Genomic DNA, 12,978 nt, shown 5'->3' with positions numbered 1-12,978 from the left:
GAAAATATTCCCCAGATTACCCCAACGATAGAAAAAATTCCCGCAACCGCCGGCGTTGTGGCGGCAGGTGTTTGTGCGATAGTTGCGCACTTACATCTGCCAATGGGCCCGACCATGTCCGACAAGCCGCGCAATTTCGCCACCCGTACCATCCACGCCGGTGAGCAGTTCAGTGTCGCCGACAACGCGATCTTCCCGCCTATCTACACCGCCAGCTCGTATATCAAGCGCAGCCTCGATGACAACCCCGAGTACGCCTACAGCCGCGTCGGCAACCCGACCCGGCATGCCTATGAAAGCTGTGTCGCGGCGCTTGAAGAGGGTGTTGGCGCGGTGGCCTGTGCCTCGGGTGTAAACGCCACCGCCACGGTGCTGGAGCTGCTCCCCAAGGACGCTCATGTGGTGGTGATGAACGGTGTCTACGGCGGTACCTTCCGCATTCTTGAAGACTACCGCGCACGCACGTCGGGCCTTACCACCACCTATGTCGACCTCAACGATGTCGCGGCCGTAGCGGCGGCGATCAAACCCGAAACCCAGTTGATCTGGATCGAGTCGCCGACCAACCCGTTGCTGCACCTGGTCGACATCAAGGCGGTCTGCGACCTGGCGCGGGCGCGTGGCATCCTCACCTGCATCGACAACACCTTCTGCTCGCCGTGGAACCAGCGGCCGATCACCCTCGGTGTGGACCTGGTGATGCATTCGGCCAGCAAATACATTGGCGGCCACTCCGACCTGACCGGCGGCGTGGTGGTGGCTGCCAATGACGCCTTGCTGGGGCGCCTGCGCAAGATCAGCATGGCCGTGGGGGCAATCCAGGGTCCGTTCGACTGTTACCTGGCCCTGCGTGGCCTGAAAACCCTCGACGTGCGCATGGAGCGCCAGTGTGCCAATGCCCTGCAGGTGGCACGCTTTCTGGAAAGCCATCCGCAGATCGAGCAGGTGTATTACCCGGGCCTGGAGAGCCACCCGCAGCACGCGCTGTGCAAACGCCAGATGCGCGCTGGCGGGGCGGTGGTGGCAATGAAGGTCAAGAACGGTGATCGGGCGGCGCTCAACCGCCTGGTGGAGGCATTGCAGATCTTTGTCCTGGCCGATTCGCTGGGCGGCGTGGAGAGCATGATCAACCACTCCTGGAGCATGTCGCACAACTCACTGAGCCCCGAGCAGAAGGGGGTGATGGGCATCAGTGAAAGCCTGTTGCGGCTGTCGATCGGGATCGAGGATTACCGGGACCTGATCGAAGACCTGGACGGGGCTTTGAACGCATCGGCTGCTGTGTAACGGGTGTTGGGCCTGTCGCCGGCAAGCGGGCTTGCCGGCGACAGGCCGATTGATTCAGCAGAGAGCCATCAGGATTTCGGCGGATGAATGATTCGCTCGATCTTGTCCTTGATCAGCAGGCGCTCCTTGCGCAGGCGGTTGACGGTATCGTCGTTGGTCCCATTGCCTTCGGCGGCTACCACCTCCTTGTCTTTGGCGTTGTATTCCTTGTGCAGGGCATGCAGCGTCTGGTCCTTGTCTATCAGTGCCTGGAATGCATCGGCGGTAACGTGCAAGTCAGCGAGCAGATCATGCGGAACTGGCATTTCTTCACCTCTGTCAGGGTTGTCAGTAAGGTCCTGACCTTTGAGGATAGCCGCCTTTGCGCGGGTAGGGGACTGGGGTAGGCTGTCGCTTCCCCCAACGCCTGGAACCTGTGCCATGCCTCACCTGAACCTGGAATACAGCGACAACTTGCGCGAGCTGAATGTCGAGGTACTGCTGCTGCGCCTGAATCACGCCCTGGTCGGCAGCGGCCAGTTTGCCGATGAGGCGGACATCAAAAGCCGCGCCCAGGCGTTCGCCCATTACCGGGTGGGCACAGCACCGGCCGAGCGGGCGTTTGCCCATGTGCGCCTGGCCATCCTCAGCGGGCGCCCGGCGGAGGTAAAGAAGCAATTGTCCGCCAGCTTGCTGGAGGTACTGCGTGAGGCCATACCTGAGCAGGCGGGCGTAGACCTGCAATTGTGCGTGGAAGTGCTGGATATCGACCGCGAGCCTTACGCCAAGCTTCGCTTGCCAGGCTGACCGCCGTCGGCGCAGATGTTCGTCAGGTTTCACCCGCAGTGCCCGCGCCGTATATACTGCGCGCCAATGTTTGTGGGAGAGCCTCGTGGCCATCGAAATACACTGGATCCGTGACGACCAGACCCTGGCCGAACTCTGCCAGAGGTGGCGCACATTGCCCTTTGTGGCGCTCGACACCGAATTCATGCGGGTCGACACCTTTTACCCGAAAGCCGGCCTGATCCAGATCGGTGACGGCGAGCGGGCTTATCTCATCGACCCGTTGCTGATCGGCGACTGGCAGCCGCTGGGCGAACTGCTAGAGGATGCCGGCGTGGTCAAGGTGCTGCATGCCTGCAGCGAAGACCTCGAAGTGCTGCTGCGCCTGACCGGCAAGCTGCCCCAGCCGCTGTTCGACACGCAGTTGGCCGCAGGCTACCTGAACCTGGGCTTCTCCATGGGCTATTCGCGCCTGGTCCAAGAAGTGCTGGGCCTTGAGCTGCCCAAGGGTGAAACCCGCTCGGACTGGCTGCAGCGCCCGCTGTCGGACACCCAGGTCAGCTACGCCGCCGAAGATGCCGTGCACCTGGCCGAACTGTTTGCGGCCTTGCGCCCCCGGCTGTCCGACGACAAGTACGCGTGGGTGCTGGAAGACGGTGCCGAACTGGTGGCGGCGTTGCGCCGTGAGGTCGAGCCCGAGACCCTGTACCGCGATGTCAAGCTGGCCTGGAAGCTGGGCCGCCAGCAACTGGCGGTGCTCCGCGAGCTGTGCGCCTGGCGCGAGCGTGAAGCACGCAGCCGCGATGTGCCGCGCAACCGTATCCTCAAGGAACACTCGCTGTGGCCAATGGCCAAGAACCAGCCGGACAACCTGTCGGCCCTGGCCAAGATCGATGAAATGCACCCACGCACCATCCGCCAGGATGGCGCCTTCCTGATCGAGCTGATCAAGCGCGCCGCCAGCCTGCCGCCTGAGCAATGGCCGGCCACGTTGCCCGAACCGCTGCCGATCGAAGCGGCCGGCATCCTCAAGCGCCTGCGCGCCATCGGCCAGGCCGAAGGCGAGCGCTTGGGCATTGCCCCGGAGCTGATGCTGCGCAAAAAGGCCCTGGAAGCCTTGCTCAAGAGCGGCTACCCCAATGGCCCCTATCAACTGCCCGATTCGCTGCGCGGCTGGCGCCGTGAGCGGATGGGCCAGGCCCTGCTGGACGACCTGGCGGGCGCCGGAGAAACCCGATGAAACGTATCTGCTCGATCTACAAGAGCCCCCGCAAGAACGAAATGTACCTCTACGTACTCAAGGCCGAGGGCCTGGAGCGCGTGCCCGAGGCGCTGCTGCCGTTCTTCGGCACGCCCGTGCATGCCTTCGACCTGGTGCTGAGCCCCGAGCGCAAGCTGGCCCGCGAGGACATCGTCAAGGTGCTGGACAACCTCGAAAACCAGGGTTACCACCTGCAAATGCCGCCGGCCGAGGACGAGTACATCGAGCATTTGCCGGAAGAACTTCTGCGCCGAAACGACCCGGTCTGACCCGGCCACTCTCCCTTCACACCCCAAGGTGGCCCGCATGCCGGGCCGCCTGCGTTGTCTGCCAAGGTTGTCACTTTGATGCGCGTTCTGATCGCTGAGCAGGATCATGCCAACTACGCCCGCCTGCTGGCTGAAGCGGCCCCGGACCTGGAAATCCTGACCAGCGGCGATTCCGCCGAACTGGCCTTGCAGGCACCCCAGTGCCCGGTCTGGCTGGGCCAGCCAGACCTGCTTGCCAGTCTGCTGCGCCAGGGCCACAAGCCGGCCTGGATGCAATCGACCTGGGCCGGCATCATGCCCTTGCTGGCCGATGGCTTGCCGCGTGATTACCGCCTGACCCGTGCGGTCGGCATCTTTGGCCAGGTGATGGCCGAGTACATGCTCACCTATATGCTGGGGCACGAGCGCGAAGTGCTGTCTCGGCTGGTGAGCCAGGTGGAGCGCCGTTGGGACGACCGCCCGGGGCGCACGCTTGAAGGGCGCAAGGTGTTGATCGTGGGTACCGGCGATATCGGCCAACGCGTGGCCGAATTTCTCTTGCCGTTTGGCGTGACCCTCTATGGCATCGCCAGCACGCCCCGCGAGCAGGCGCCGTTCGTCGAGGTCGCCGGGTTGGCTGATTTGCCACGGATGGTCGGGCAGGCCGATTACGTGCTCAACCTGTTGCCGGATACCCCGGCAACCCATGACCTTTATGATGCCGCGCTGTTCAAGTGCTTCCGGCCCAGTGCGCTGTTCATCAATGCCGGGCGTGGGGTGGCGGTGGTCGATGCTGACCTGGTCGAGGCGCTGAAGCAGGGGGATCTGGCGGGCGCGGTGATCGATGTGTGCCGGCAGGAGCCGTTGCCGCAGCGTCACCCGTTCTGGACGGCGTGGGGGTTGTTGCTGACCGGGCATAGCTCGGCACCGACTTCGCCGGCGGCGATGGTACGGCTGTTTGTCGAGAACGTGCGGCAATACCAGGCAGGGCAAGGGTTGCGTGGCGAAGTGGATTTCGCGCGGGGCTATTGAGCTGCAGCCGGTCGCTACTGACAAGCGGTCTGGCATTGCCGAAGGCCAGGCTCTAGACTGGCGCCGCCATGGCGCCCAGCTACAAACACTCAAGCTGCAAGCCACCAGAAAAAAGCCATACGCGCCGCAATTGCCTGGAGCTTCCAGCATGAAGCCTGGCGCAGGCCCAATGCAGGAAACCCGTGTGATGATCGCTGAAAGCGCGCCGTTCTGGCGGCGCAAGACCCTCGAACAACTCGACCCGCAAGAGTGGGAATCGCTGTGTGACGGCTGTGGCCTGTGCTGCCTGCAAAAGCTCGAGGACGAGGACGACAACAGCGTCTATTACACCCGTATTGCCTGCAAGCTGCTGGACATGAACACCTGCCAGTGCAGCGACTACCCCAACCGTTTCGCCCAGGTGCCCGATTGCATCCAGCTCACCCCTGGCAAGGCGGACCAGTTCAAGTGGCTGCCGAGCACCTGCGGGTATCGTCTGGTCAGCGAGGGCAAGGACCTGCCGGCATGGCACCACCTGGTCTGCGGCGACCGCAGCCAGGTGCATGAACAGCGCATTTCCCAGTCGGGGCGTATGCTCAGGGAGCAGGATGTGGACGAAGACGACTGGGAAGACCACCTGATTTTTCGCGCCAGCTGAGCGGCATCCTCCGTCGCCTCTGGGAAACAAGGAGTTTCTGTATGCGTTGCCAGCTGTTGCTCCTGCTGGGCCTTGTGGCCAGCTCGCCTGCCTGGGCGAAGAAGGTCGACCTCGACTACCAGGTGCGGCTGTTGCCTGCCAATGGCCAGGCCGAAGTGCGCCTGACCCTGGCAGACGGCAATGCGGTGCGTAGCCTCGACTTTGACCTGGGCAAGCAGGGCGCTTATAGCGGTTTCCAGGCTGACGGCCAGTGGCAGGTGCAGGGGGAGCGCGGTGTGTGGCACCCGGCGGCGGGCAAGACCAGCCTCAGCTACCGGGTCAAGCTGGACGAGAAAGTACGCAGCGGCGCCTATTCCTCGCGCATTACCCCTCACTGGGCGTTGTTCCTGGGTGACCAGCTGGTGCCACCGGCACGCCTTGACCAGCAAGACGGCACCGAACTGGTGGCGCGCTTGTCGGTCGACCTGCCTGAGGGCTGGAAAAGCATCGAAACCTCCTGGCCGCGCATCGGCAAGGACAAGTTCCGTATCGACAATGTATCGCGCCTGTTCGATCGCCCGACTGGCTGGATGCTGGCCGGCGACCTTGGCAGCCGACGTGCGCGTCTGGGCGAGACCGACGTGACGGTGGCGGCCCCGGTGGGGCAGGGCATGCGCCGCATGGACAATCTCACCCTGCTGACCTTCGTCTGGCCACACCTGCAGGCGGTATTCCCACGCAACCCGGCAAAGCTGCTGTTGGTGGGGGCCCGTGATGGCATGTGGCGCGGAGCAATGGCAGCGCGGGGCTCGATATACCTGCACAGTGCCCGGCCCATGGTCAGCGAGAGCGGTAACAGCCCTGTGCTGCGTGAACTGGTGCAGCTGTTTGCGCAGGTTCATGTGAGTGCTGACAGCGACTGGCTTAGCCAGAGCCTCACCGATTATTACGCCAACGAGTTGCTGCGCCGGGCCGGGGGGGTGAGCGATGACCGCTACCAGGTGTGGCAGGCGCGTTTGCAGAAGCAGGGTGCCAAGGTCACCCAGTTGCGCGGCGAGCGGGCAAGCCCGGCCCAGGTTGCCCGCGGGGTTTTGCTGTTGCAGGCGCTGGACAAGGAGATCCGCATCCACACCCAGGCCAAGCGCTCACTGGATGATGTGACGCAGGCGCTGATGCGCTTGCCGAAGGTGAGCACCGAGGAGTTCGTGCAGATCAGTGAGAACGTGCTGGGGCGGCGATCCGAGGTCTTGCAGAGCAAGGCGTTGCGTTAGCTTGCAGGCTGGCCCTGCTGGCGACAGGGCCATTAAAAACAACTGATCAACTACCCGTGAGCGGGTCTTTCCCCGTTACCGTCACCCCGCGCGTCGCCGCCTCGGCACTGCGTTTGAGCGCCTCCAGCTCCGTCGCACTGCGTTCGATGTCCGAGCGCAAGCGGTGATATTCCTGTCGATGCTTCTGCCACCAGGCCTTGGTCGAGCAATGGCCGCTGACTCCGCGAGCCACCGCAAGGCCACCGACCGCCATCTGCAGCAGCCCGACCAGCCCGCCGTGGCGCATACCCTTGGTGAACATCAGCGCACCACCGGCCAGTGAACCGACCCGTTCCAGGCCCTGTACGTTATGGTCCTGTGACGCCGTAGTGGAATGAATATCGAGCATGGCAAGCCCTCCATCTGAAGTGTAAGCAGCTGACCAGCTGCCTGCTGCACACGTTCAGTCGGGTTGCCAAGTGGTCGCAATTGCCAGTGTTGGGAGGGCGCTGCGCGTTGCCCGGCTACTTGAACTTGGGGCCCGAGCGGGTATTGAGCCCCTTGGCCAAACGGTCGTATAGCACCACATTCACCGTCGCGGCGAGGTTCATGCAGCCTTCGGTAGGGATGTAGATGGTTTCTTCACACCATGCGCGCACGCTGGCATCGAGACTGCCGTCTTCCGGCCCGAAGATATAGATGGCGCGATCAGGGTGGGTGTAGTCAGGCAGGGGCCGTGCACCTTCCACCAACTCCACTGCAACGGGTGTGCAACCCAGCGGGATGATGCGCTGCAGGTCGTCGATGCCGATCAGCGGAATATCGTAGTGCACGCGCTTGGTGTCAGTGACGAAGTCGCGGGCGCGCTCGTAGCGCTTGCCGGTGTAGAACACCGAGTTGACGCCGTAGCAACCCGCTGCGCGCATCACCGAACCTACGTTCTCTGCAGATTTTGGGTTGAACAGGCCGATGCAGCTGTACCGTTTGTTTGCCACGTGCCGGGGCCCTTCGCAAAAAAAGCGCGATTATACGGGCTCGCCGGCAGCAGCGGGGGGCTGTGTCGACAGTCAGTCTTTCTTCAGCAAGCCAGCCAGCCCGGCGAACGGGTTGTGCGTGGCCTTGGCAATGCTCGGGGTGCTGGTGGAGCCTTCGCTGAAGTACTGCTGGTCGGTATAGCGCGAGTGCTCGTTGTCGTGGCAGTACAGGCACAGCAGCTCCCAGTTGGAGCCGTCCTGGGGGTTGTTGTCGTGGTTGTGGTCACGGTGATGCACGGTCAGCTCGCTCAGGCGCTTGCCGGCGAACTCACGGGCGCAACGGCCGCACACGTGCGGGTACATTCTCAGGGCTTTGTCGCGGTAGCCCATCTCTTTGTCGCGCTTGGCGTCGGCGAGGATGCGGTCGAGGCGGGCGGTGGCGGCGGACGTGGATGCCGAACTCATGGTGTTTCCTTTGTTCTGATCAGGCAGGTAACGGTTATGCCAACGAGTCTAGCGCGCTTGCAGGGCAAGCGGACAGGCGGAAACGTGTATTAAGGCGTAGCCTGTAGGAATGTTCAGACAGGAGGTTGCTGATGTTTCATGCGATCCTCGCCGCGCTGCTGTTAGCCGGCCTGCCCTTGGCGCATGCCGCCGGCACGCCGCCGCGTATCACTACACCGGTGCCCGGGGCGCCTGGCACGGCAACGCCCACGCCGTACCCTCAGATTACCCCGAGCACTGTACCCAAGGCCTACGACAGCCAGCCCGGCGCGCCGCTGCTGCCGCCCATGCCGGTGCCCGGGCCGCCGAAGGATCAGCCATTGCCTGGTTTGCGTACGGAACCGCCCAAGCCGCCGGCGAATGATGACTAAAGCGCCAGGCGCTGCCCGTCCTGCATTCGCAGGCGCTTCGACAAGGCTACGGCCAGTGCGCGGATGATCCGCGCGGCGATGCGTGGGGCTTCGTTGAGCATCTTTTCCAGCGAATCCTTGCCCAAGGTCAGCAGTAGGCAGTCGCTAGCGGCCAGGCAGCTGGCCGAGCGGCGCTCGCCGTCGAGCACGGCCATTTCGCCGAAGGCGCGGCCACTGCGCAGCGTGGCGATTTCTACCTGGGCGCCGTGGGCGTCGGTCTTGCGCACTGAAACCACACCGTGGTGCAGGATGCACATGAAGGTGCCGGCGTCGCCTTCGTTGAAGATGGTTTCGCCTTCGACCAGGGTGGCGAGGCTGAAGTAGCCTGCGGCGGTATGAAAGTCAGCGGGCTGCAAGGTATCGAACAGGTCGCAGTCCATGAGCATGTCGCGGATTTCGGCGCTGAGATGGGTCTGGTCGGGCATGTGTCGTTCTTCTTGGCGGGTGTTGTCCGAAAGTTTCTGGGCGGCCCCGATCGTCGGCTTGCCGGCAATCAGGGCCATTGGCCCTGCGACCCTATGACAACGAAAAGCGCGTTTTACACCACGCCCAGCTCATTGAAGACGAACGCATATTCAAGTGCCACGTCTCGCAACCCCTGGTAGCGCCCACTCATGCCGCCGTGGCCGGCCCCCATTTCGGTCTTGAGCAGCAGCAGGTTGCTGTCGGTCTTGCGCGTACGCAGGCGCGCCACCCACTTGGCCGCCTCCCAGTACTGCACGCGGCTGTCGTTGTAGCCAGCGACCACCAGCATGGCCGGGTAGGCCTGGGCGCTGACGTTCTCGTAGGGGGCGTAGGCCTTGATCCGCTCATACACCTGCGGCTCTTGCGGGTTGCCCCATTCGTCGTACTCGGTGACGGTCAATGGCAGCTCGGGGTCGAGCATGGTGTTGAGCACATCCACGAACGGCACTTCGGCGATGGCGCAGCGGAACAGATCCGGGCGCAGGTTGAGCACCGCGCCCATCAGCAGGCCACCGGCGCTGCCGCCACTGATGGCCAAGCGGTCGGAGGCTGTCACGCCTTTAGCGATCAGGTGCTCGGCGCAGGCGATGAAGTCGCTGAAGCTGTTGTGCTTGTGCTCCTGCTTGCCGGCGCGGTACCAGGCTTCACCCAGCTCGCCGCCACCGCGCACATGGGCGATGGCAAAGGCCACACCGCGTTGCAGCAAGCTCAGGCGGGCGTGCGAGAACCACGGGTCGAGGCTCTCGCCGTAGGCACCGTAACCGTACAGGTAGAGGGGGACCGTCTTGCCCTGGTCTTGTTTGCGGCGCACCAGGCTGATCGGTACCTGGGTGCCGTCGGCGGCGGTGGCCCACAGGCGTTCGCTGACGTAGTCGTCGGCATCGAACTCGCCCAGCACCGGGGTTTGCTTGAGCACTGTCTGCGCGCCCGTGGCCAGGTCCAGCTGACGCACCTGGGCCGGGCGGTTGAGTGCCTCGTAGCGCAGGCGGATGCGCGTGCTGGCGAACTCCAGGCTGTCCTGTACGTACAGGCTATAGGCCGCGTCAGGCAACTCGACGCGGTAGGCCGGCGTGCCTTGCGGGCGCACTTCGATGATCGGCAGGCCGCCTTCACGCAGGCTCAAAGTGAGGGCGCTGGCGTTGAGGCTAAGGCCTTCGAGCATGATGTCGTCGCGGTGCGGCACCAGCACCTGCCATTGCTCGCGCGTGGGCACCTGGTCTGCCGCTGCCTGGTACAGGGCGAAATTGATGCCGTCCTGGTTGCTGCGGATGAACCAGCGCCACTGGCCATCGAGCTGGCCGTGGTCGGGGAAATACTCGTGGCCCTCGGCGCGCGGTGCCAGGCAGGTAAATGCCGCCCGTGGCGTTTCAGCGTCCAGCACCCAGGCTTCGCTGGTGGTCTTGCTGTTGAGCAGCAGGACCAGCTGGCGCTCGGAGCTGGCGCGGTAGCAATGCAGGAAAAAACGCCCGTCCGGCTCTTCGAATACGGTCTGCGCGCCGGTTTCGCCCAACGTGTGACGGCGCAGCCGCCACGGGCGGTGGGTGTCGTCCAGTTCGGCAAAGAACAGCGTCTGGCTGTCGTTGGCCCAGGTCAGGCTGCCGTCGCAGTCGTCGAAGGGCAGGGCGGTCAGGTTGCCGCTGGCCAGGTCCTTGACGTACAGGGTGTAGACCTCGTCGCCGCTGGTGTCGAGGCTGTAGGCCAGCAGGCGGTGATCGGGGCTGACGCTGAAGCCGCCAAGGGCCAGAAAGCCGCCGTTGGCCAAGGCGTTGGGGTCGAGCAGCAGCTGTTCCTGGCTTTCGTCCACCGTGTTGGCGTCATCCGCAGGCCGTGGGCAGCGATAGTGGCGCGGGTATTCATCGCCTGCCGTGGTGCGGGTGTAATAGAGGTACGGGCCCCAGGGGGAGGGCAGCGACAGGTCGGTTTCCAGGATACGGCCCTTGATCTCTTCGAACAGCTGTTCGCGCAGGGGCGCCTGGTCCGCCAGGCAGGCTTGCTGGTAGGCGTTTTCGGCCTGCAGGTACTCGAGCACCTCAGGGGTGTCGCGCTGTTGCAACCAGGCGTAAGGGTCGGTGGCCTGGTCTTGGCGGGCGATGGGGGGCTGGAGCGCGTTGGGCATCGGGGATCTCTTGGCTGGGGGGCGCCTGCGCCCGGAAAAGTGTTTATCATAGGCAACTCTTTGCCTGGCTTGCACGATCACCATGACCGAGAACGACTATACCCTCGCCTGGGGCCTTTACGCTGTTGCTGCCCTGGGTTGTCTCTGGGTGGGTTTCAAACTCACTGGCTGGATGTGGCGCTGGCTGCGTGAGCCGCTGCGGGTGATCCTCGCGGTCCTGTTGTTGACGCCGACCGTCGTCGACCCGGGCAAGGATGCCATGGCCCCGGCCATCGCCATCACTGCCCTGGACGTTGCCTTCAAGGTGGGCAACAACGCCTGGCGCGCGGTATCGGACTTTGCCATGTACGGCCTGATCGCCTTTGGCCTGTACCTGGCCTTCGTGCTGCTGCGCTGGCCGCTGGAAAAGCGTGCCCGCGAGCGTCGCGAGCAGCAGGAGGCCGCCGCCAAACGCCTGGCTGCCGAGGATGACCAAGTGGGCGTCGGGGCGCCGCTGGCCGCCGAACGCGGTGACCGTTACCGCAATGACCCACCGCCTGCCGCACCTTCTGGTGGCCGGGTCGAGCCACGTCTGTAAGCGGAGGCATCACCATGTGCGAACTGCTGGGCATGAGCGCCAACGTCCCCACCGACATCGTCTTCAGCTTCACCGGCCTGATGCAGCGCGGCGGCCGTACCGGCCCGCACCGTGACGGCTGGGGCATCGGTTTCTACGAGGGCCGCGGCCTGCGGCTTTTCCAGGACCCGGCAGCGAGCAGCGAGTCGGAAGTCGCCAACCTGGTGCAGCGTTATCCGATCAAGAGCGAAGTGGTCATTGGCCACATTCGCCAGGCCAATGTCGGCCAGGTGTGCCTGTCCAATACGCACCCGTTCGTGCGCGAGATGTGGGGCCGTAACTGGTGCTTCGCCCACAACGGCCAGCTGGGGGCGTTCAAGGGCGAGGCGACCTTTTACCGGCCGGTGGGCGACACCGACAGCGAAGCAGCCTTTTGCGACTTGCTCAACCGCATCCGCGCGGCTTTCCCTGAGCCGGTCGCAGTGGAACAGCTGCTGCCGGTGCTGGTCGAAGCCTGTGCCGAGTATCGCGGCAAGGGCGTGTTCAACTGCCTGCTCAGCAATGGTGACTGGCTGTTCTGCTTCTGTTCGACCAAGCTGGTACACATTACCCGTCGCGCCCCCTTTGGCGCGGCGCGTTTGAAGGATGTCGACCTGATCGTCGACTTTCACACCCAAACCACCCCCAATGACGTGGTCACGGTGATTGCCACCGAGGCCTTGACCGAGAACGAGACCTGGCGGCGCTACGAACCCGGCCAATGGGGCCTGTGGCGGCACGGAGAGTGCGTTTCGCAAGGCCAGAGCTAAGGACGCTGCATGTTCAGAAGTTACCTGCGGTTGCTGCTGTTCACCTTCGGCCTGCTGGCCGGTATCCAGGTGCCTGGGCTGGTCAAGGATTACAGCCAGCGGGTCGAGGCGCACCTGTTCGAATCGCGCCAGGCACTCGATGGCTTCAAACAGACCGCCGAACGCTTCTTCAAGGGCGATTTGCAGGCGCTGGTGCGGCATTACCGCAGCAGTGACGATGTGGTGTTCAACAGCGATGCCAACAGCATAGAAAGCCTGCTGATCCGCAACCAGGTGCTCGAGAACGAGTGGCAGGCGCTGCAAGGCTCGTGGGTCAGCCGCACCTGGCATGTGCTAGTGCAGCCCGACCCGCAAATGCGTGAAGAGACGCTCAAGGGGTACAGCTATCAGATTCTGCTGGTGCCGGAGGCGATTGGCTGGGGCGTCGGTGCGGGGTTTGTGCTGGCGTTTGTCGTCGAAAGCCTGTTGCTGGGAATTGCCTGGGTCATTCTCGGTGGGCGGCGCAAGGCGGTGAAAGAGAGCTGGCGTTGATCCCTGCTGGGTCAGGCCCGGCTCTACCGCCGGCAAGCCGGCTGCCACAAATAAATCACTGTCCGTGAGAGCTGTGAGAGATTCTATGGTTGTAAACAACGGTCTTTAGGCCGTTCTGCTTACGTATTCCTCCTTCTTCTTCATCAGGGCAAAT

The 12,978-nt window shown here is 63.8% G+C and carries 17 protein-coding genes; 11 read left to right on the top strand and 6 right to left on the bottom strand.

Annotated elements, in window-relative coordinates; genetic code table 11:
• Positions 1 to 102 precede the first annotated feature (102 nt).
• Positions 103 to 1,287 (top strand): PLP-dependent aspartate aminotransferase family protein, encoded by a 1,185-nt coding sequence (locus EGJ09_RS25345; protein ID WP_115274086.1) that lies wholly within the window; start codon positions 103 to 105, stop codon positions 1,285 to 1,287.
• A 68-nt stretch (positions 1,288 to 1,355) separates the two neighbouring features.
• On the opposite strand, the gene EGJ09_RS25340 is transcribed toward EGJ09_RS25345, so the two are convergent.
• Positions 1,356 to 1,592 (bottom strand): YdcH family protein, encoded by a 237-nt coding sequence (locus tag EGJ09_RS25340; RefSeq protein ID WP_012315725.1) that lies wholly within the window; start codon positions 1,590 to 1,592, stop codon positions 1,356 to 1,358.
• Between the two features lie 115 nt (positions 1,593 to 1,707).
• Here EGJ09_RS25340 and EGJ09_RS25335 point away from each other — a divergent pair, with 115 nt between their 5' ends.
• From EGJ09_RS25335 to EGJ09_RS25310, 6 genes are all read left to right on the top strand, one after another.
• On the top strand, positions 1,708 to 2,073 hold the full coding sequence (locus EGJ09_RS25335; protein WP_046788014.1) for a 5-carboxymethyl-2-hydroxymuconate Delta-isomerase: 366 nt from the start codon (positions 1,708 to 1,710) through the stop codon (positions 2,071 to 2,073).
• Positions 2,074 to 2,158: 85 nt separating this feature from the next.
• A complete protein-coding gene (gene rnd / locus EGJ09_RS25330) occupies positions 2,159 to 3,292 on the top strand; it encodes a ribonuclease D (protein ID WP_115274087.1) in 1,134 nt (377 codons plus the stop codon).
• Positions 3,289 to 3,582 carry a YcgL domain-containing protein gene (locus EGJ09_RS25325; RefSeq protein WP_012315722.1) on the top strand — a complete coding sequence of 98 codons (294 nt, stop codon included), beginning with the start codon at positions 3,289 to 3,291 and terminating at the stop codon, positions 3,580 to 3,582. Before rnd ends, EGJ09_RS25325 begins: the two co-directional genes overlap by 4 nt.
• Before the next feature lie 78 nt (positions 3,583 to 3,660).
• Entirely contained in the window at positions 3,661 to 4,593 is a 933-nt protein-coding gene (locus EGJ09_RS25320; RefSeq protein ID WP_125925089.1) for a D-2-hydroxyacid dehydrogenase, read from the top strand.
• Between the two features lie 187 nt (positions 4,594 to 4,780).
• Complete coding sequence (locus tag EGJ09_RS25315) at positions 4,781 to 5,230, top strand: YcgN family cysteine cluster protein (protein ID WP_042112095.1); 450 nt, start codon at positions 4,781 to 4,783, stop codon at positions 5,228 to 5,230.
• Between the two features lie 41 nt (positions 5,231 to 5,271).
• Complete coding sequence (locus EGJ09_RS25310; protein WP_125925088.1) at positions 5,272 to 6,480, top strand: hypothetical protein; 1,209 nt, start codon at positions 5,272 to 5,274, stop codon at positions 6,478 to 6,480.
• Between the two features lie 46 nt (positions 6,481 to 6,526).
• On the opposite strand, the gene EGJ09_RS25305 is transcribed toward EGJ09_RS25310, so the two are convergent.
• The 3 genes from EGJ09_RS25305 to EGJ09_RS25295 all read right to left on the bottom strand — a co-directional run bounded on the left by EGJ09_RS25305 (position 6,527) and on the right by EGJ09_RS25295 (position 7,898).
• Positions 6,527 to 6,868: a DUF2892 domain-containing protein gene (locus EGJ09_RS25305; RefSeq protein ID WP_115274090.1), complete on the bottom strand. Its 342-nt coding sequence runs from the start codon at positions 6,866 to 6,868 to the stop codon at positions 6,527 to 6,529.
• Positions 6,869 to 6,983: 115 nt separating this feature from the next.
• A complete protein-coding gene (locus EGJ09_RS25300) occupies positions 6,984 to 7,454 on the bottom strand; it encodes an RNA methyltransferase (RefSeq protein ID WP_115274091.1) in 471 nt (156 codons plus the stop codon).
• Between the two features lie 72 nt (positions 7,455 to 7,526).
• Positions 7,527 to 7,898: a YajD family HNH nuclease gene (locus EGJ09_RS25295; protein WP_012315716.1), complete on the bottom strand. Its 372-nt coding sequence runs from the start codon at positions 7,896 to 7,898 to the stop codon at positions 7,527 to 7,529.
• A gap of 131 nt (positions 7,899 to 8,029) precedes the next feature.
• On the opposite strand from EGJ09_RS25295, the gene EGJ09_RS25290 reads away from it, so the two are divergent.
• On the top strand, positions 8,030 to 8,308 hold the full coding sequence (locus EGJ09_RS25290) for a hypothetical protein (protein ID WP_125925087.1): 279 nt from the start codon (positions 8,030 to 8,032) through the stop codon (positions 8,306 to 8,308).
• On the opposite strand, the gene EGJ09_RS25285 is transcribed toward EGJ09_RS25290, so the two are convergent.
• Positions 8,305 to 8,772 (bottom strand): Crp/Fnr family transcriptional regulator, encoded by a 468-nt coding sequence (locus EGJ09_RS25285; protein ID WP_115275498.1) that lies wholly within the window; start codon positions 8,770 to 8,772, stop codon positions 8,305 to 8,307. The two genes, EGJ09_RS25290 and EGJ09_RS25285, sit on opposite strands and share 4 nt — an antisense overlap.
• A 113-nt stretch (positions 8,773 to 8,885) precedes the next feature.
• The gene (locus EGJ09_RS25280) at positions 8,886 to 10,928 is read right to left on the bottom strand and encodes a S9 family peptidase (RefSeq protein WP_125925086.1); all 2,043 of its coding nucleotides are present in this window, start codon (positions 10,926 to 10,928) and stop codon (positions 8,886 to 8,888) included.
• 82 nt (positions 10,929 to 11,010) lie between these two features.
• On the opposite strand from EGJ09_RS25280, the gene EGJ09_RS25275 reads away from it, so the two are divergent.
• From EGJ09_RS25275 to EGJ09_RS25265, 3 genes are read left to right on the top strand one after another with little or no spacing between them, the layout of a single operon-like run.
• Complete coding sequence (locus EGJ09_RS25275; RefSeq protein WP_012315712.1) at positions 11,011 to 11,505, top strand: hypothetical protein; 495 nt, start codon at positions 11,011 to 11,013, stop codon at positions 11,503 to 11,505.
• Between the two features lie 14 nt (positions 11,506 to 11,519).
• The gene (locus EGJ09_RS25270; protein WP_012315711.1) at positions 11,520 to 12,293 is read left to right on the top strand and encodes a class II glutamine amidotransferase; all 774 of its coding nucleotides are present in this window, start codon (positions 11,520 to 11,522) and stop codon (positions 12,291 to 12,293) included.
• A gap of 9 nt (positions 12,294 to 12,302) precedes the next feature.
• The gene (locus tag EGJ09_RS25265; RefSeq protein WP_125925085.1) at positions 12,303 to 12,824 is read left to right on the top strand and encodes a DUF2937 family protein; all 522 of its coding nucleotides are present in this window, start codon (positions 12,303 to 12,305) and stop codon (positions 12,822 to 12,824) included.
• Positions 12,825 to 12,978 lie beyond the last annotated feature (154 nt).

The sequence above is a fragment of the Pseudomonas sp. p106 genome (genome assembly GCF_003936645.1).
GTDB classification, from domain to species: Bacteria; Pseudomonadota; Gammaproteobacteria; order Pseudomonadales; family Pseudomonadaceae; genus Aquipseudomonas; species Aquipseudomonas putida_E.
Note: the sequence above shows the minus strand (reverse complement) of the source record. Positions and strands in the feature narration are given on the sequence as shown.